Raw genomic sequence first — 19,244 nt, forward strand, 5'->3', positions numbered from 1 at the left:
CTGTCTACTCGCTTGAAAAAAGGGGCGGGGGCGGCGGCGTACGCCGCCCCGCGCAGTCGGGGGTCAGAAGGTGATCTTGGCTTCGACGCCATAGGTGCGCGGCGTTCCGGGATAGCCGATCGCCACGTTGAGCCCGGAATATTTGGGCTGCACATATTCGGTATAATAGTTTTTGTTCAGCAGGTTGCGGGCGAAACCGTAGATTCCGAAGCCGCCGCGCTCGACGCCCAGCCGGAGGTTGAGCATGCCGAAGGGATCCTGCACCGCCGCATTGTCGGCGCCCCAATATTTCTTGCCCGAATGCTGATATTCGATGCGGCCGAACCCCTCGATGTCGCCACCGATCGCGGTGCGATATTGCAGCGACGCATTGAGCGTGAAGGGGGTGGTGCGCGGCGTCCGGTTGCCGATATCGGCGGGGAACAGCGTCTTGCGGATATTGGTGTCGATATAGCCGATGGCGAGCCCGGCCTCGAGCCCCTTCACCGGCTGCGCGATCGCTTCCAGTTCGATGCCCTTGATACGCACCTTGCCGATATTGTCGATGATCTGCGATGCGGTCAGCGCGTCGACATAGAAGAACTGGTAATTGTCGACGTTCATCATGAAGGCGGAGCCGTTGATCGTCAGGCGCCGATCCAGCCATTGCGTCTTGAAGCCCAGCTCGAAATTCTCGAGCGTTTCGGCCTTGAACGACGGCACGGTGACGTTGGGCGCGTTGAACCCGCCCGAACGGAAACCGGTGCTGTAGGTGGCATAGACCAGCCGGCCATTGCGCGGTTTCCAGGTCAGGGTGACCTTGGGCTGCCAGTGATCGAACGACAGGTCGCGCTTCGCGCCGGTGGTGACATTGGTCTGTTCGCGATCGTCGCTGTCGTAACGCAGGCCGCCGGTCAAGGTCAGCGTGTCGAGAATGTCGTAATCGACCTGCGCGAAGCCGGCATAGGCCTTGTTCCGCGCGATCTCGTTATTGTCGATGATCACCAGTCCGGGATTGTCGATCTGCGCCGGATCGCTGTTGATGTCGATGAAGCCGCGGGTGCGCAGCGCGCGCCGCGTGTTCAGATAATAGCCGCCGACCAGCCAGCGCAGCGGGCCATTGTCGGCCGAGACCAGCCGAATTTCCTGGCTGAAAGTCTTTTGCGAGAGATCCTGGCCTTGACCGAGCTGGAAGCCGAGCCCGTTGAAGCCCGAGGGCGTATCCACCGGATTGCTGAAATCCAGGTCCGCACGGTAGATCTGCTTGAAGCGGGTATAGGCGGAGATGCCCGTCAGCGTCGCAAAGCCGAAATCATAGTCGATCTTGGCGGTCAGGTCGCCGCTATGCCCCTTGGCGAAGCCGGGGATGTTGGATTGTGGATCGGGGAAATCATTGGGGTTGCCCGATTTGACCACCGCATAGCCGTTGGTACCGCCGCGAAAATCGCGATACTGGCCGCGCAGGTCGATGCTCAGCGGCTCGCTCGGCGTGAACAGCAGCCGGCCGCGCAGCGAATAGTCGTGATCGACGAAATCGGTATGGTCGCCGCGGAAGCTGTTGCGGATCAGCCCGTCCGATTGCTTGTAGGTGCCCGAGACGCGGAAGCGCAGCACATCGTCGACGATCGCACCCGATGCGCCGGCGGAGGTCTCCAGCGTGTCGCCATTGGCGTAGCTCAGATTGCCGAAGCCCGCGAAATCATTGGTCGGCGCCTTGGTGACGACATTGATCGCACCGCCCACGGCATTACGCCCGTAAAGCGCGCCCTGTGGCCCTTTCAGCACCTCCACGCGCTCAAGATCGAACAGCGCGACGCCCAATTGCTCCTGGCTGGTCTGCGGCACGCCGTCGATGACGAAGGCGATCGGCGGATCGGCATTCGTGATCTGCGTCAGCCCGCGCATGGTGACGAAGCTGCTGCTGTAATTGTTGCCGCGATCGAAGCTCATATTGGGGATCTGGGCGATGATGTCTCCGGTCGACCGGATGCCCGCGTCGGATAGCGCCTGATCGGTGAAGGCGCGCACCTGGATCGGCACATTCTGCAGCGGCTCGGCGCGCTGTTGCGCGGTGATGATGATGTCGGCGGTATCCGCGCCGGCCTCGCCTTGGTCTTGCGGCGCCGATTGTGCCTGGGCTGTCATACTGCTCATGATCGCCACAGCCGCGCATCCCGTCAGCAGGCAGTGCGCAACGCTTTTTCCGGTCTTCGCCATCATCCCTGACTCCCTTTTTATCTTCGCGAGTATCAGACCATGACGGGGCCGGGCTTGGCCAATGGCTTATGGGGTGGTTGCGGGCGAATATGGGTAGCGGAACCCACACCGTTCGCTTCGAGCAGCATCGAGCCTGTCGAGACGCGGCCGTCGAGAAGCCGCCCGGCGTCCGGGGCTTTCTCGACTTCGTTTCTCGGCAAGCTTGAACCTGCGCTCGAAACAAACGGATAGGGGGCCTTCACCCGTCCTGCATCACCCGCGCTACCGCTTCCTTGCGGCTGGAAACGCCAAGTTTGGCATAGGCCTTTTTCAGGTGGAACTTCACCGTGTTGTCGGTCAGCCCCAGCCGGCGCGCGATCAGCTTGTTCGATGCTCCATCGGCCAGATGCGCGACGATCTCGGCTTCGCGATCGCTGAGCATGTCCGGGGATCGGAATTGCGGATGCGCGTCGAGCGTGCGCAGGATCGCCTCGGCGTGTTTCTGGTCGATCGCCGCCTGTATCAGGGTTCGGGCGCGCAGCAGCAGCGGGCGGATCGCCGCCCCTTCCTCGACGAACGCCGCCGTCACGCTTTCCGTGCAGGCGATGCGCACGGCTTCCGCGATCGCCCGGTCCGCCTCTGCGCCGTCGCCGGCGGCTTCGCTGGCGCGTGCGAGCAGCACCAGGCCCTTGATCAGCGTGCCGATACGATCGTCCCGCTGCCCTTCGTCGATCATCGCCCGCGCATGTCCGCACGCGGCCTCCGGGGCTGCGGCGCGCAATGCGGCGGCGACCAGTGCCCGGCGCGCCATATCGCGTTCGCGCCACGATATGCCGGCGCCATCGCGCGCGGCCGATCGTTGCAGCGCGGGATCGCGCAACAACGCCGCCGCCTCGGCGCTCATCCCGCCCGCGCGGTGCAAGCCGGCCAGCGCGTGGAGGAGCCCGGTGCAGCATCGCATGCCGCGTGCCTTCAGGCGCGCATCGGCGGTCTCGATCATGCGGATCGCGGCGTCGCGCCCGTGGCGCCGCGCGATGACGTCGGCGATCACCGGATAGGCGATGGCATATTGCTCGAACCAGGCCTCACCTTCGCCGAACTGCTCCAGTGCCAGCCGGATCGTATCGCCCGCGCGTTCGCGATAATTGCGTTCATGCTCGATCGCCGCCAGCGTCATTTGCGTCATCGCCGCTACGACGGGCTCGGCATTGCGGCGCGTCCTCTGGTCGCGCTGCATCGCGGTCGCCAGTTCGCCCGCCTGCCGCAACTGCCCGGCGGCGAGCATGATCAGCATGTCGTGCGTGTGCAGATGCGCCTCGGCGAAACCCAGCATCCCGCCGGTCTCGTAGATTTCGCGCGCGCGGATGATCGACTGGCGCGCGGCCGCCAGATCGCCGCGCTGCTGATGCACCACGATCATGGCATTCTCGCACCACGCCCATAGCAGGGGGTAGGCGCTGGCCTGCGCGAGGATCTGCGCGATCCGCGTCTCGCAATCCTCGATCGGGCCATCGATGTAGATCAGGAAGATCAACGCCAGCGCATCGCACTCCACCACGAAGCGGGCATCGCGGGTGGCGTCTCCGTTCGCCGCCGATCGTTCGCGCACCAGATCGAGCATCGCCAGCGCGCTGCCGAACGCGCCAGTCTTGAAATGCGCCAGCGCCGCCATGAGCTGGATGCGTGGCAGCGTCGCAACCAGCGCGGCCGGCGTCTCGCGCAGGATGGCGCGCAATTCACCCGCGCCATAGGCCAGGAATATGTCGAGAAAGGGCAGTGCGCCGACGATCCGGGTCTGCACCGCCGCATTGCTGCTCAGCACGGCATGGCGGACGGCGGCGGCATAGCGCTCATGCTCGGCGAACCATCTGGCCGCTTCGCTATGGAGGCGGCGAACCTGATCGCCGTCGCGCGCCTGCGCATAATCGGCGAGCAACGGGTGGAGCCGATAGGCGGGCTCGCCCTCGGATGCGCTGCGCTGCACCAGGGTGGGGAGCCGTGCCGCGATCTCGGCCAGTTGCGCGGCGCTGTCGGTACGACCACGGATGCGATCGGCAAGTGCCGGCTCGATATAGTCGAGCACCGCCATGTCGATCACCAGCGCGCGGAGGGCGTCAGGCAGGTCGGCCATCACCTGTTCGGCCAGATAGTCGGCGACTTCCTCCACCTGTCCGCCAAAGCCCGGCGCATCGGCGTGCCGGCCCGCGCGATCGCGCCACAGGCGGTAGAGCTGCACAGCCACCGGCCAGCCCTCGGTCTGCTCGACGATCCGCGCCAGTTCGGATGTGTCGGGCGAAAGATCGAGCGCGGCGGCGATCTCGTCCTCGCTCAGCCGCAATTCGGCGGGGTCGATGATGCGCACCGCGCCCTGCGCGCGCAGGGCCGACAGGTTGAGCTGCGGCTTGCGTCGCGTCGCCAGCACCAGATGGATCTCGTCGGGCAGCGCCTCGACCATCACGTCGATCATGCGCGCGATCTCCGGATGCTCGACACGCTCATAATCGTCGACGACGATGACGAGCGGCCGTGCGAACTGCTCCAGGCGCAGCAGCATGTCGTCCAGCGTCGCCTTCGGGCTGGCATTGCCCGCCTTGCGTTGCGCCATGTCCGCCATGTCGACCCCGGCGCGGTCGAGCGACAGCGCCAGCATCTGCAGGAACATGTCGGGTTCGCGATCGAGATCGGACGCGGTGTACCATGCCGCCGCCAGCCCGCGATCGGCCAGCGTCGCGGTCCATTGGGCAAGCGCGGTGGTCTTGCCGTAACCGGTCGGCCCCATCAGGATCGTCAGCCGCCCCGCACGCGCGACATCCAGCGATCGGCGCAACAGCGCACGGCCCGTCGCCGCGACATGCTGCGCGGGCGGCGCGATCCGGCGCAACTGCGCGCGTCGCCGAGACAGGCCGGGGGGTGAAAGGCCCGGAGCCTCCGGTTCAGGCGCGGTCATGGGCGGTTCCGTTCAACTTCGCGCCTCCCACGCGCTTCGGGTCGTGCGGCACGATGCGTCGCGCCCGTCTAGCCCGCAAGCGCGTTCCGGCAAAAACGCCCGTCCTTCATGATCACGGGGATCGCGTCGGGCCGTTCGAACAGCGTCACGTCATCCAGCGGATTGCCGTTCAGCACCAGCAGGTCGGCAAGGGCGCCGGGCGCGATCACGCCGAGCTTGCCCGTCATCTGGATCAGGTCGGCGTTGACCGAGGTGGCGGATCGCAGGATGTCGATCGGCTTGCACACCTCGCGCCGCAGGCGGAATTCCCGGGTCTGCCGGTCCATCAGCCCCCCAAGCAGATCGGTGCCGAAGCCGATCCGCGCACCGCCCTGGACGAGCCGGTCGAGCGCCAGATAGGCCTGGTCCGCCACCTCGCGCACCTTGTCGACCATCGGTGCGGCCAGGCCCAGGCCCGGCCCCAGCGTCCGCAGCGCATCGATGATCGCAAGGGTCGGCACCGCGAAGCCGTTGTTGCGCACGATCGCGGCCACGCCGTCATCCTCGATCATCGTCGCATGCTCGATCGATCTTACGCCCAGTTCCACGCAGCGCAGCGCCGCTTCGTTGGTATGGGCATGCGCCATCACATAGGATCGCCGCGTTTTCGCTTCCTCCACCGCGACCGCGATCTCCGCGTCGTTAAGCTGGTTCATCCAGATCGGATCGCCGGGCGAGAGCACGCCGCCCGATACGAACAGCTTGATATGATGTGCACCCTGGCGGAACTGCTCGCGGACGATCTTGCGCATCTCCTCCGGGCCGTCGGCGACAACCGACAATGCACCGCAATAGGCACAGGCGCACAAGGGCGCATGATCGGGGCCGCGTGGATCGCCATGGCCGCCGGTCTGGCTGATCGCGAGCCCGGGATAGAGCAGGCGCGGTCCGTCGATCAGCCCTCCTGCCAATGCGGCCGCCAGCACATGATCTCCGCCCGCCGCGTCGCGCACCGTGGTGAAGCCGCGTTGCAGCGCGCCCTCCATGATCCGTCGCGCGTGCAGCGCGCGCAGTCCCGGCGCGATCGCGTCGATCCGCGCCGGATTTGGCTCTATGCCATAGCAGTGGAAATGCGCGTCGATCAGCCCGGGCATCAGCGTGCGCCCGCCCAGGTCGATGCGATCGCCGCCGATCGCCGCCGCGATCGGGCGATCGGAAACCTCGCGGATGATCCCGTCCTCGATCAGGATCGATCCGCCTTCCAGCAATTCCTCCGATCGTCCGTCGAAGATCGTGCAATTCTCGAATATCGTCGCCATCGTCACCTCTGCCACCGGCAGATTTCGATCATCGCCGCGCCGATGCAATCGGCCGGTCGGGTAGCGGGGGCGAATATCGGGTAGCGGTTCGGTATGAACCGCTTGCGGACACCATCAAGGGGCGAGTTGGAAAATCGGCATCGCGTGATGAGGGAAATGCGCGTTCGCGCGTCTTAGTGAAAGGAGGCTGTCGGCGGTCACATATGCTCCCACCGCATGAACGCCGACGCCGTCGCGAGTTCGGGTTTCTGCCGGTAACCCCTTTGATCCGGCGGAAATCGAAGACCTGCGCCGCCCCACCATGGTGTGGGGCGGCGCTTTTTCGTCTCTATATCGCTCCCACATAGTCCGGTGCGGCCTGTAGGCGCTCGATATCGCGGCGGGGCGGGGCGCCGAACAGGCGGCTATATTCGCGGCTGAACTGCGACTGGCTGTCATAGCCGACGGCGAAGCCCGCGGTGCCGGCGCTGGCGCCCTGGGTCAGCATCAGCCGCCGCGCTTCCTGCAGCCGCAGATGCTTCTGATATTCCAGCGGCGTCATCCGCGTCACCGCCTTGAAATGCGCGTGGAGCGAAGATGTGCTCATGCCCGCCGCCGCCGCGATCTCATCGATCCGCAGCGTTTCCTGATAGCCGCTCCGGATACGTGCGATGGCGCGGCTCACCTGGCCCAGATGGCTGTCCGCCGTCGCCATGTGGCGCAGCATCGGGCCGTGCGGGCCGGTGAGCAGCCGATAGAGGATCTCGCGTTCGATCAAAGGCGCCAGCGTGGCGATGCTTTCGGGGCGGTCGAGCAGATTGACGAGCCGGCACGCAGCGTCTGTCAGATCGGGATCGCCGGGATAGACCGCGAGCACGGGCAGGTCGGCTTTCGGGCCGCGCACGTCCTCCGTCAGCATCAGGTCGGCCAGCGCCGCCAGGTCGAGATCGATCTTGCAGCATAGATAGGGGCGCTGGGCGCTGGCATCGATCACATGCCCCACCAGCGGCAGGTCTACCGAGACCAGCAGATAGCGCGACGCATCATAGATCACGCTGTGGTCGCCCAAGGAGACGCGCTTCGATCCCTGGGCGATCAGGCAAAGTGACGCTTCATAGACCGACGGCACGGGCTCGGTCGGACGATCGGCGCGGATCAGCGAGAGGCGCGGGACGGCCGTGCCCGCAATCCCGCTTTCGGGCGCGTGGCGGGTGATGGACATGGCGAGTTCGTCGATCCTGCTCATATGCCCCGTTTCCACAGCCGATCGGCAATCGCAAGCGCCCGACATTGTGATTTGGAGGATCGTGCAAAGCCTTCGGGCGATCGCTGTAACGCCGTCGCCCGGCCTCGCGCCATATCCCGTCGAGCATTCCAGCAGGAAAGGAACGATCATGACGGGACTGAACGAAAAGACCATCCTTATCACCGGCGCATCCAGCGGCATCGGCGAAGCGACGGTGCGCGAACTGGCTGGCACCGGCGCGAAGCTGTTCATCGGCGCGCGCCGTGGTGACCGGTTGAAGGCGTTGGCCGACGAACTGGGCGAGACTGTCGCCTGGCGCGAACTGGACGTGACCGATGCGGCGAGCTTCCAGGCGTTCGTCGATGCGGCGGAAGACCGGTTCGGGCGGATCGACGTGCTGATCAACAATGCCGGGATCATGCCGCTGTCGCCGCTCGCCGCGCTCAAGCGCGACGAATGGACGCGGATGATCGACGTCAACATCCATGGCGTGCTCAACGGCATCGCATCGGTGCTGCCCCGCTTCACCGCGCAGCGCTCGGGCCATGTCGTCAATGTCGCGTCGATCGGCGCGCATCTCGTCGTGCCCACGGGTGCGGTCTATTGCGCCACCAAATATGCGGTCTGGGCGATCACCGAAGGATTGCGCCAGGAACAGGACGATATCCGCGCCACGATCATCTCGCCGGGTGTCGTCGCGACCGAACTGGGCAATGACATCACCGATCCCCAGGTCGCGGATGCGCTCAAGGTTTGGCGGCGGAAATCGCTGACGCCCGACGCGATCGCGCGCGCCATCCGCTACGCGCTCGAACAGCCGGAGGGGGTGGACGTCAACGAAGTGATCGTGCGTCCCACGGCTGCCGGAATGTAGTTTCCGGCTTCTCCCCGATCTGCGGTTCGGAGCCCGGACAGGCGCATGCCTGTCCGGGCTTTGTCGTTTATCTCACGTCTTGCAATTGATAGTAAATCGCATTAGCGGCATGCGCCTTCGGTGTGGCGAGGCGCCACAGAGACGATCGCAAAAAGGGGAAAATGATGCGCCGTTCAATCCGGGTGCTGCTGACGGGATCCGCATGGTTGTTGACGCCTGCGCTCGTGCACGCACAACAACCTGAGGACGCTGGCCAGGCATCGGATGAAAATGAAGAGGCTGACGAAACCATCGTCGTGACCGGCTATGGCCGTACCGATCAACCGACCGGGGCGACCGGCCTGCCGCTCACCCCGATCGAAACGCCGCAGACGATCAGCGTGATCACCCAGCAGCAGATCCAGGATCAGGGTTTCACCTCGATCAACGACGCGCTCGATTTCACTGTCGGCATTTCCAAGAAGGATATCGATCGCGGCCGCAGCGCGATTTCGGCACGCGGCTTCGAAGTCCAGAATTTCCAGCTCGACGGCGCGCCCTTCGTCAACGGCAATGTCGGCTTTGGCGAAACCAGCACGGCGCTGTACGAGCGCGTCGATCTGGTGCGTGGCGCGGCGGGGCTGATGCACGGCGCGGGTGACCCTTCCGCGGTGGTCAACCTGATCCGCAAACATGCGACCACGCGCGATTTCTCGGGCTATGCGACGCTCGAGGGCGGATCATGGGGGCGCATTGCCGGCACGGTCGACGTGCAGTCGCCGCTCAACGCATCGGGCACGGTGCGCGCACGCGCCGTCGCCCAGGCCTATCGCCAGGAAGGTTTCGTCGATCACGAGAAGAAGAAGGGGCTCATCCTCTACGGCGTGATCGATGCCGATCTGGGCGAGCATACGAAATTCTCGATTGGCGCCAGCTATCAGCGCGATGAACGCGACGGCACGATGTGGGCGCAGCTTCCCTATTGGTTCAGCGACGGTACGCGCACGAACTGGCCGCGCTCCAAGACCACCGGCACCGATTGGGGCTTCTGGAACACGACCGAGATCACCGCCTTCGCGACGCTCTCGCACGAACTGGGCGGTGGATGGAATATCCGTGGCGATGCCGGCTATCACAAGGGGCTGGAGAATTCGAAACTGCTCTGGCTCGACGGCACGCCCGATCGCGTGACCGGGCAGGGCGTCAGCAGCTCCGGCTATTGGTACAAGGCCGATCCGGAACAATGGCATGGCAGCATCCAGGCGAATGGCCCGTTCAGGCTGCTCGGCGGCGAGCACGATCTGGCGCTGGGTGCGATGGCCAGCTATCTCGAAGGCGGGTGGACCAACCGCGACCCCGTCGCCATCGATCCGGTCGGCGATTTCAACCGCTGGGACGGCAATATTGCCGAGCCCGCATGGGGCGATCGCTATGTCCTGTCGGGCATGGGCAACACCACCCAGGCCGCGCTCTATGCGACGACGCGGATCAGCCTGATCGATGGGCTGAAGCTGATTGCCGGTGGCCGCCTCAGCTATTTCAAGCGCAACGAGGAGCCGGATGCCTGGGGCGGCCTTGCCTATCGGCTGACCTACAAGAACCAGATCACCCCTTATGCCGGCCTTATCTACAATATCCTCGATAATCTGTCAGTCTATGCGAGCTACACCAACATCTACAAACCCCAGGGCAATGTCCGCGATCGCGAGGGGCGATTGCTCAACCCGCTGGAAGGCAAGAGCTACGAAGGTGGCGTGAAGGCACTGTTACTGGACGGCAAGTTGCTGGCGACGGCGGCGGTCTATCGTATCGAACAGGATAATCTGGCCGTGCCCGATCCCGGCCAGTTCGTGCCGGGCACTTCCAATCCGGCCTATCGCGGCGCGATGGGCACTGTGGCCAAGGGCTATGAGCTGGAGGTCGTCGGCAAGGTCACGCCGCAATGGGACGTCAGCGCGGGCTGGAGCAGCTATAGCGCCAAGGATGCCGATGGCGCGCATGTGCTCAGCCACCAGCCGCGCCGGGCATTCAATTTCTCGACCCGGTACGATTTTGTCGGTTCGCTCGACGGATTGAGCATGGGTGGCGCGTTGAAATGGGAAAGCCGTCCGCCCGTCACCGCCGCAAACCCGGGATCGGGCGTGGTGGAGCGTATCGGCCAGCCCGCCTATGCCCTGATCAACCTGATGGCGCGCTATGAGTTCAGCAAGCAGCTTTCACTCCAGCTCAATGTCGACAACCTGTTCGACCAGAAATTCTTCAGCGGCAACAGTTGGTTCCCAGGCTTCGTTTATGGCGAGCCGAGGAGCGCGCGCGCAACCTTGCGCTACGCATTCTGACGATCTGTACGGGGGCGCCCCTGGCGTCTCCGTGCAACGTGCCGTCCGCTCCCCGCATATCGTTCCGATAGGGCCTTCCCGGCCGGATGATGGTATATCGAAGCCACGCCGGGCCAATTGGAGAGTCGAAACGATAACAGCGAAAGGAGCGGGACGATGCCACCGGTTCTGGACGAAGCGAGGCTGCACGCCTTTGTGGGAAAGATGCTTGGCGATCTCGGCGGCGCGATGAGCGTGCCGACCGTGCGGATCGGCATGCGGCTTGGATTGTTCGACGCCCTGAATGCGGGGCCTGCAACGGCCGGCGAACTCGCGCAAAGGGCAGGCGGGTTGCACGAACGCTATGTGCGCGAATGGGCGCTGGCGCAGGCCGCCAACGGCTATGTGGATTTCGACGCGGATCGGGATGCGTTCAGCCTGTCGGCGGAACAGGCCATGGTCTTCTCGAACCGCGACAGCCCGGTCTATCTTGCCGGGGCATTCGAACTCGTCGCCGCGATGATCGAGGCGGAAGCCAAGGTCGAGGAATGTTTCCGGCACGGCAAGGGCATCAGATGGGGCGATCATGCCGGCTGCCTGTTCTGCGCGACCGGCGCCTTCTTTCGGCCGGGCTATGTCAACAACATCGTCCAGTCCTGGATTCCGGCGCTCGACGGCATGGAGGCGCGGCTTCGTTCGGGTGCGCGTGTCGCCGATGTCGGTTGCGGGGTGGGGTTCTCGACGCTGCTGATGGCCCGGGCCTATCCCGAAAGCCGGTTCGTCGGCTTCGATTTCCACCAGCCCTCGATCGAGGAGGCGCGGCGTCACGCGCAGGAACATGGCCTTGGCGAGCGCGTGCGTTTCGAGGTGGCTAAGGCGAAGGAGATCGCGGAGGACGGCTTCGATCTCGTCACCATGTATGATTGCCTGCACGACATGGGGGATCCGCTCGGTTGCGCCGCGCATATGCGCCGCATCCTCGCGACGGACGGCACCTGGATGATCGTCGAGCCGATCGCGGGGGATCGCCCGGCCGACAACATGAATCCGGTCGGCCGGCTTTACTATAATGCGTCGACGATGATCTGCGTGCCGACCTCGCTCGACCAGGAAGTGGGGGCTGGGCTCGGCGCCCAGGCCGGCGAGGCCCGGCTCGCGCAGATCGTCAGGGATGGCGGCTTCGCCTCGGTTCGCCGTGCCACCGAAGGGCCGTTCAACATGGTGCTGGAAGCGCGCTGATCCTGAACCATGCGCTGTTTCCGCAGTGAATCAGGCCAGGCTTCGCGGGGGTCAGGGCATGGCGGCGGCGCGCGCGACGAGATAATCGTGCAGCGCATCGATTTCCCGATCGGTCAGGACGTGCAGGTCTTCCCGCGCGGTTTGGCGCATGATCCCGAGATCTCGGCCGCCGGGCGGAATTCCCGTTCGCATCAGGCGGCGGAATGCGGGCAGGTCATAGGCGCCCGCGATGATCAGGTCGGGGCCGCCTTCGACGCTGTCTCCACCCAGGTCGCTGCCATGGCATTCCGAGCAGATCGTACGGGCAAGGTGCCGGCCAAGCCGGTATGCGGGGCCCGGGTCGATGGGCGGACGCTGCATCGCGATCGTGACGAGGTCGGGAGCTGGCTGCTGGGTTCCGTGGCGGGTATTGTCCCGGTTGGGCTGATCGGCGGGCAACAGCAGCCCCCATATCATGGCGATGCGCGCGCGAATGCCGGGACGATCTGACGGCGTCGGCGCACCGCTGGCGGGAAAGGATCGCAGATACGCAAGCACCGCGCCCATTTCCGCGTCGGTGATCGTCGTGAAGGTTGCCGACGGCATGCCCCATAGCGCGCGGCCGTCGCTCGGGCGCACGCCCTGGCGGATGGCCTGGGCGAGTTGCGTGTCCGAATAGCGTGCCGCGAGCAGCGTCAGGTTGGGCGCGAAATTGCGCACCAGCGACGGATCGCCATTGTAGCGCAGTCCCTGGAACGCGGCGCCATGGCAACTGGTGCAGCCATAGAGTTTGGCCAGCCGCTTGCCCTCGTCACGGTCCGCCATGCCGCCCGCGCGGCCATGGTCCGGTTTCAGCGGATAGGTCCGCATGAGCATTGCGGTGGAGACGGCATAAGGAATCGCCGCGGCGATCAGCACCAGGCCGCACAGCGCACTCAGGCGCTTCGCCGTTCTGGCGCGGCCGGTCAGGCGGGATCCTCGCGGCGCGACATGGCTATGGGCGTTCCGCCATGAGCTTGGCCAGATCCGCCTTCCAGAATTTCGCCCATGTGTGCGTGCCATGGCCCTTTGTGTCGGCGCTGGCCGGGATCAGGATGAAGCGGGCGCGGGGCATGCGCTTCACCGCCGGCTCGGCGATGCCGTAGCCCGACGGGTTGATGAAATCGTCCGCCGAATTGATCCACAGCACCGGCACAGCGATCTTCTCCAGCCCCGGTGCGGGGTTGTAGCCGCGCGATGCGTCGAGCTGATAGATCAGGTCGTTCGCGTCGCGCCCCGCTACGGTGCGCGCATAGGTCGTTTCCAGATAGGATTCGGCCGCCGTGCGCGTCGGATATTGCGCTTGCAGCGCCAGCGGATTGGCGCCGGCGACCAGCAACAGGCTCGCCGCCGTTCGCATGCCTTGTTCGGGCTGCGCGGCATAGTTGCCGTCTTTCCATGCCGGATCGGCCTTGATCGCGTCGATCGAGAGTTTGCGCCACGCGCGGTTCAGCCCGGCGATCTCGGCCGGCAGGCAGGCGAAGGGGGCCAGCCGCCGCGCGAAGCCCGGATGGGTTTCGCCCCAGACGAATGCGTGCATGCACCCCATCGATGTGCCAAGGATCAGTTCCAGCCGCTTCACGCCCAGCCCTTCGGCCAGCATGCGCCGCTGCGCCTCGACCATGTCGGCATAGTCATAGCCGGGAAACGCCATGCGCATCCCGTCGCTGGGTTTGGACGACGCGCCATGGCCGATATTGTCGGGCAGGATCACATACCAGCGGGCGATGTCGAGCGGTTGGCCGGGGCCGTAGAGTTCGTCGGCGAATTGGGCCGCCAGGAACTGCTTGCCCGAACCGCCGGTGCCGTGGAGCACCATCACCGCATTCTCGATCTCGCCGTCCTTGCCGCGCCGTGGCGTGCCGAGTGTCGTGTAATGCATTCTGAGCGACTTCATCGTCTCGCCCGACGCGAAGCGGAAATCGGCGAGCGTGACGTCGCCCTCTTTCGTCGGCCAGGGCTGAGCCATGACGGAAAAAGGAAGGAGGGCGAGAAGGGCCGAAGCCAGCAGGGTGAGGATGCGCATGGTGGCAGGCTATGCGATGATGCCGGCGAAGCGAAGACGAGAGTTTCGTGCCCGCCCGGTTCCCATGTGGTTCCACTTGGGCGGCGATATGGTTTCGGGTACGCACGACCCTATATCGCGATGGTGGAATGGGAGTGGCCAATGGCTCGTAAACACCATTATCGGCTTTTCGAAACCAGGGTCGGCTTTGCCGCGATCGCCTGGAACGCCACGGGCATTTCGAGTTTGCGCTTGCCTGCGCCAACCGCGTCGGAGACCGAGCGCTCCATGGCGCGCCGCTTGCCTGACGCCGCCCCTGGCGAGCCGTCCGCCGATGTGCAGGCGGTGATCGATGCGGCCATTCGCTATTTCGAGGGAGACCGCGTCGATTTTTCGGCTGTGGCGGTCGATCTGGGCGAGCAGGATCCCTTCTTCGCGCGCGTCTATGATCGGGTGCGCACGCTGGGTTGGGGGGAGACGACCACTTATGGCGCGATCGCGCAGTCGCTTGGCGTCGGGCCCGAATATGCGCGCGACGTGGGGCAGGCGATGGCGAAGAATCCGGTTCCGCTGATCGTGCCCTGCCACCGCGTGACCGCCGCGGGCGGCAGGATCGGCGGCTTCTCCGCGCCCGGTGGTGCCATGTCGAAAGCGCGGATGCTCGAATTGGAAGGCGTGGCGACCGGCGCGCCGGTCGAGAATCCGGCGCAGCAAGGCTTCAACTTTTAAGGCGGGCCTGTCTCCAATGCTGGTGAAGTCCCGGCCCGCACGATAAGCGGGTAGGCGGGCGGCGGCGTTATCGCGGGCAAGCGGGAGAGAGCGGAGCATGGAGGATGGAAACCAGGCGGCTTCGGACCTGCTCTATGCGCATTGGATGAACGGCACGCGGATCGACGGTCTGCCGCAGGCGCTGCGCCCGGTGGACGAAGCACAGGGTTATGCGATCCAGACGCTGATCGAGCGCCACACTGCCGGGCCGCTCTTCGGCTGGAAGATCGCTGCGACCAGCGCGGCGGGGCAGGCGCATATCCAGGTGACGAACCCGCTTGCCGGCCGGCTCCTGTCCGAACGCGTGCTGGAGGATGGCGGAACCTGCGTGCTGGGCGCCAACCTGATGCGCGTCGCCGAACTCGAATTCGCGTTCCGCATGGGCGACAGGCTGGCCCCGCGCGCCGCCCCCTATTCGCCGCAAGAGGTTCTCGATCGCGTCGAAACGCTGCACCCGGCGATCGAGATACCCGACAGCCGATACGATCATTTCGAACGCGTGGGCGCGGCGCAGATCGTCGCGGACAATGCCTGCGCCCATGATTTCCTGCTCGGCGTTGCGGCGTCGGCGGACTGGCGCGCGATGGACCTGGCCGCGCATCGGGTGACCGGCATCATCAACGATGGCGAATTCCATCAGGGCATCGGCCGCAATGTGCTGGGCGATCCCAGGATCGCGCTCGCCTGGCTCGCCAACCGCCTGTCGGGACTTGGCATCGCGCTCGAGGCGGGGCAGGTCGTCACCACCGGCACCTGCGTCGTCCCGATGGCGATCGCGGCAGGGGATCGCGTTCGGGGGGATTTCGGCGAACTGGGGACGGTCTCGCTCTCGATCGTTTGAGTCCGCCCAGCGCCGGCCTATTGTCCGAAACCCGCCTCGTTCGCGATCCGCGTCGCTTCGCGGGCGGCGGCCAGCAGCGCGCCGGCCTTGGCTTCGCATTCGCGCTGTTCATAGGCCGGGTCCGAATCGGCGACGATGCCAGCGCCCGCCTGGACGTGCATCATCCCGTCCTTCACCACGGCGGTGCGCAGCACGATGCATGAATCCATCGATCCGTCGGGGGAGAAATAGCCGACGCCGCCGGCATAGGCCCCGCGCTGCACATCCTCCAGTTCGGCGATGATCTCGCAGGCGCGCACCTTGGGCGCGCCGCTCACCGTGCCCGCCGGGAAGCCCGCGAACAGCGCGTCCAGCGCGTCCTTGCCGGGATCCAGCCGGCCGACCACGTTCGACACGATGTGCATCACATGGCTGTAGAATTCGACGGTATAGCTGTCGGTCACCGTCACGCTGCCGGCTTCCGCCACGCGGCCGACATCGTTGCGGCCCAGGTCGAGCAGCATCAGATGCTCGGCGCGTTCCTTGGGATCGGCGAGCAGGCTGGCCCGGTTCTCCGCATCCTCGGCGGCAGTCTTGCCGCGCGGTCGTGTGCCCGCGATCGGCCGGATCGTCACCTCGCCGTCGCGCGCGCGTACCAGGATCTCGGGCGAGGATCCGATCAGCGCGAAGCCGGGCATGTCGAGATAATAGAGGAAGGGGGAGGGGTTGATCCGCCTCAGTGCGCGATAAAGGTCGAAGGGCGACAGTGCGAACGGCGCGGTGAAGCGCTGCGCCAGCACCACCTGAAATATGTCGCCGGCCGCGATATACGCCTTGGCGCGCGCCACCATCTCGGCATAGCGGCCCGGCGCCAGCGTGGGGGTGAGCGCGATCTCCTCGGGCGTCACCGGCGCGGCGCGCGCGGCGGCGTCATTCTCCGCCTGCGGGATCGGCCGCGCGAGCTTCGCGGCGGTCGCGCCGATCCGGTCCTCGGCCTCGGCGATCTTCCGGTCGATCGATCCTGGCGCGTCGGGCCAGACCGGCGCCACCAGGAACAATTCGTCGGTCAGCCGGTCGAACACCAGGATCACCGTCGGGCGGACGAAGATCATGTCGGGCAGGCCCAGCGGATCGGCTTCCGGGCGGGGCAGGCGTTCGACCAGCCCGATCGTCTCATAGGCGAAATAGCCGACCAGGCAGGCGAGCGCGCCGGGCAGCTCGGCCGGCATGTCCATGCGGCACGCGGTCACCAGCGCGCGCATCGCCTCCAGCGTGCCGGCGCCCGCGGGCGCGAAGGCGTCGCGGTCGGTCTGCCAGTGGCGGTTGATCTCGGCACCGTTGCCATCGGCGCGAAACACCAGATCGGGCGCCAGCCCGATCAGGCTGTGCCGGCCTCGCGTTTCGCCGCCCTGCACCGATTCGAGCAGGAAATCGCCGCGGCCGGACTCGAACAGTTTCAGCGCCGCCGAAACCGGCGTGTCGGTGTCGGCGATCTGGCGGCGCCAGACCAGCCCGGGCCGGCCAGCCTCCAGCGCCGCGCGCGCATGGCTCGTCACTGGCTGGCGGCGCCGGACAGCTGACGCTTCAGCTTGGCTTCCGCTTCGGGATAGCGTTTCACGCCGACTTCGGCCTTGATCGCGTTGACGAACTGCATGGCGTATTCGCCGCCGATTTCGCGGCTCGACTCCGCCTGCACCTGCGCGACCAGATTCGGCGCCGTCCGGATGTCACCGGGCGTGATCTTGTCGAGCCAGACCACGAACCAGCCCTGATTGGCGGGTGCTTCAAGGCGTTTCGCGGTCTTCTCCTTCATGGAGAACATCAGGGCCAGCGGCGGCGGCACGCGCTGCCCTTGCACCAGATCCTGGTAGCGACCGCCCACCGGCTGCGCGGCGGGCAGGGCGATGCCGGCTTCGCGGAGCGCCTGGGCGAAGGCAACCCCCTTGCCGACCTTCGCGATCACGGCGTCGGCGATGGTGCGCGCCTGCCGCGCCGCGCGATCGCGCTCGAAATCGGCGGTCACCTGCGTCTTGATCTGCGCAAGCGGGCGGGGGGCGGCTGCGATGATTCGCTCAAGCTTGGCCAGGGCGAATTCCCGATCGGGAACGATCTGTTCGATGCCCGGATCGTCATCGGTCTGCGCTTCGAACATGGGGGCCAGGAAGCGGGCGAAGCGCGGATCGGGTTGCAGCGCCGGATTCTCGGGATCTGCGCCTGTCGATGTGATCGCGGGCGTCGTGACGGGATTGAGGCCGTTCGCCTTCACCACCTCGTCGAAGGTCGCGCCGCCATCCACCTGTTCCTGCACCTTGGCGACCAGATCGGCGAGCGCGGCGGTCAGTTTTTCGGTCTTGAGCGCTTCCAGAATCTCGCCCCGGACCGCCGCGAGCGGTTTCGCGGGGATCGAGGTGATCGCATCGACGCGCACGATATGCCAGCCCAGGCCGGAACGCTGCGGCGCCGAAACGCCGTTCTGTGCCAGCGCGAAGGCAGCGGTCGCGGCGGTATTCGAGCTGAGGCCGCCAAAGGCGGCACGGGTCTGCGCTTTCAGCGAGACAGGCTCGAGCCTGGCCTGCTTCGCGGCATCGGCAAAGCTGGTGCCGGCTTTCACCTTGGCTTCGAAGGCCTGCGCAGCCTTTTGATCCTGCACGATCACCTGCGTCAGGTCGCGCGTCTCGCTTGCGGCGTAGCGCGCGGCATTCTTGCTGTAATAGGCGGAGACCTCGGCTTCGGTCGGTTCCGCCTTGGCGCCCAGCGTCGATGCGCCGAACGGAGCGTAGCGGATCACCCGGCGTTCGGGCACGGTGTAGCGCGCGACGTTGCGCTTGTAATAGGTGGCGAGTTCCTGATCGGTCGGCGGCGTACCCGTGGGGATCGCGCTCGATGGAATCAGCCCGACCAGCCCGGTGCGCGATTCGAGCAGTATCTCCGCATAGGGGCGCGCCATGACCAGGGGCAGCCGGCTGCCGCTCATGGCCGGCGTCAGGAGCTGCCGGGCCAGCAACTCGTTGCCGACATCCTCGCGAAACTGGTTCGAGTTGACGCGACGGTCCGCCAGCGCTTGGCGATAGACATTCTCGTCGAACTGGCCGGTGGGGCCGAAAAAGGCGGGAATGCTGGCGATCTGGCCATCCACCAGCCGCTTGCTGACCTCAATTCCCTGATCCTTGCCGAATGCCTTGAGTGCGGCGGTATTGATCATCTCTTCAAGTGTCGCCTCGAAACCTCCGCCGGTGAGGAATGTCGCCATGTCGAGCCCGGGCTGTTGCCGCCGCTCGATGCTGATCGTGTTGTCGACGCGCTGCTGCAGCTCGACGGAATCGATATCCTGACCGCCCGCCTTGGCGACCGTGGACCCACCGCCGGTCAGTCCGCCACCGCCGCCGAAGCTCGACGATCCGGTGATGTCGCCCGCCGCGAAGGCGATGCCGACCAGCGCGATGAAGATGAAGCTGATCGCCAGCCCGAGCTTCGAATTGAAGATAGAGCGGAGGAAGGTGATCATGCGCTGGGGGCTCTTCGCTTGGATGCGGGACTGTTCGAAGGGCCCGCATTAGAGGCAGGCGCTTTCCACGGCA

General features: G+C 65.8%; 13 protein-coding genes. 5 read left to right on the top strand and 8 right to left on the bottom strand.

Features of this window, described 5'->3' with window-relative positions; genetic code table 11:
• Nucleotides 1-63 precede the first annotated feature (63 nt).
• The 4 genes from K7G82_RS11795 to K7G82_RS11810 form a co-directional block, all read right to left on the bottom strand.
• A complete protein-coding gene (locus tag K7G82_RS11795; RefSeq protein ID WP_246623419.1) occupies nucleotides 64-2,133 on the bottom strand; it encodes a TonB-dependent receptor in 2,070 nt (689 codons plus the stop codon).
• Between the two features lie 301 nt (nucleotides 2,134-2,434).
• Nucleotides 2,435-5,122: a LuxR C-terminal-related transcriptional regulator gene (locus K7G82_RS11800; RefSeq protein WP_222990019.1), complete on the bottom strand. Its 2,688-nt coding sequence runs from the start codon at nucleotides 5,120-5,122 to the stop codon at nucleotides 2,435-2,437.
• Between the two features lie 68 nt (nucleotides 5,123-5,190).
• Nucleotides 5,191-6,420, bottom strand: coding sequence for a metal-dependent hydrolase family protein (locus K7G82_RS11805; RefSeq protein WP_222990020.1), 1,230 nt, complete (start codon nucleotides 6,418-6,420; stop codon nucleotides 5,191-5,193).
• A 328-nt stretch (nucleotides 6,421-6,748) separates the two neighbouring features.
• A complete protein-coding gene (locus tag K7G82_RS11810) occupies nucleotides 6,749-7,645 on the bottom strand; it encodes an AraC family transcriptional regulator (RefSeq protein ID WP_222990021.1) in 897 nt (298 codons plus the stop codon).
• Nucleotides 7,646-7,793: 148 nt separating this feature from the next.
• On the opposite strand from K7G82_RS11810, the gene K7G82_RS11815 reads away from it, so the two are divergent.
• The 3 genes from K7G82_RS11815 (at nucleotide 7,794) to K7G82_RS11825 (ending at nucleotide 12,055) form a co-directional block, all read left to right on the top strand.
• Nucleotides 7,794-8,519, top strand: coding sequence for an SDR family oxidoreductase (locus K7G82_RS11815; RefSeq protein ID WP_222990022.1), 726 nt, complete (start codon nucleotides 7,794-7,796; stop codon nucleotides 8,517-8,519).
• Nucleotides 8,520-8,683: 164 nt separating this feature from the next.
• Entirely contained in the window at nucleotides 8,684-10,837 is a 2,154-nt protein-coding gene (locus K7G82_RS11820) for a TonB-dependent siderophore receptor (RefSeq protein ID WP_222990023.1), read from the top strand.
• A gap of 156 nt (nucleotides 10,838-10,993) precedes the next feature.
• Nucleotides 10,994-12,055: a class I SAM-dependent methyltransferase gene (locus K7G82_RS11825; RefSeq protein ID WP_222990024.1), complete on the top strand. Its 1,062-nt coding sequence runs from the start codon at nucleotides 10,994-10,996 to the stop codon at nucleotides 12,053-12,055.
• 51 nt (nucleotides 12,056-12,106) lie between these two features.
• On the opposite strand, the gene K7G82_RS11830 is transcribed toward K7G82_RS11825, so the two are convergent.
• On the bottom strand, nucleotides 12,107-12,952 hold the full coding sequence (locus K7G82_RS11830; protein WP_222990025.1) for a c-type cytochrome: 846 nt from the start codon (nucleotides 12,950-12,952) through the stop codon (nucleotides 12,107-12,109).
• A gap of 76 nt (nucleotides 12,953-13,028) precedes the next feature.
• Nucleotides 13,029-14,099, bottom strand: a complete 1,071-nt coding sequence (locus K7G82_RS11835; RefSeq protein ID WP_222990026.1) for an alpha/beta fold hydrolase — start codon at nucleotides 14,097-14,099, stop codon at nucleotides 13,029-13,031.
• Between the two features lie 141 nt (nucleotides 14,100-14,240).
• Here K7G82_RS11835 and K7G82_RS11840 point away from each other — a divergent pair, with 141 nt between their 5' ends.
• Together K7G82_RS11840 and K7G82_RS11845 are read left to right on the top strand one after the other, a co-directional pair.
• On the top strand, nucleotides 14,241-14,807 hold the full coding sequence (locus K7G82_RS11840; RefSeq protein ID WP_222990027.1) for a methylated-DNA--[protein]-cysteine S-methyltransferase: 567 nt from the start codon (nucleotides 14,241-14,243) through the stop codon (nucleotides 14,805-14,807).
• A 97-nt stretch (nucleotides 14,808-14,904) separates the two neighbouring features.
• Nucleotides 14,905-15,687, top strand: a complete 783-nt coding sequence (locus tag K7G82_RS11845) for a 2-keto-4-pentenoate hydratase (RefSeq protein ID WP_222990028.1) — start codon at nucleotides 14,905-14,907, stop codon at nucleotides 15,685-15,687.
• 17 nt (nucleotides 15,688-15,704) lie between these two features.
• On the opposite strand, the gene trpE is transcribed toward K7G82_RS11845, so the two are convergent.
• Nucleotides 15,705-17,222: an anthranilate synthase component I gene (trpE, locus tag K7G82_RS11850; protein WP_222990029.1), complete on the bottom strand. Its 1,518-nt coding sequence runs from the start codon at nucleotides 17,220-17,222 to the stop codon at nucleotides 15,705-15,707.
• Complete coding sequence (locus K7G82_RS11855; protein WP_222990030.1) at nucleotides 17,219-19,171, bottom strand: SurA N-terminal domain-containing protein; 1,953 nt, start codon at nucleotides 19,169-19,171, stop codon at nucleotides 17,219-17,221. Before K7G82_RS11855 ends, trpE begins: the two co-directional genes overlap by 4 nt.
• Nucleotides 19,172-19,244: the final 73 nt, after the last annotated feature.

It is taken from the genome of Sphingomonas colocasiae, from assembly GCF_019880585.1.
Taxonomy (GTDB): domain Bacteria; phylum Pseudomonadota; class Alphaproteobacteria; order Sphingomonadales; family Sphingomonadaceae; genus Sphingobium_A; species Sphingobium_A colocasiae.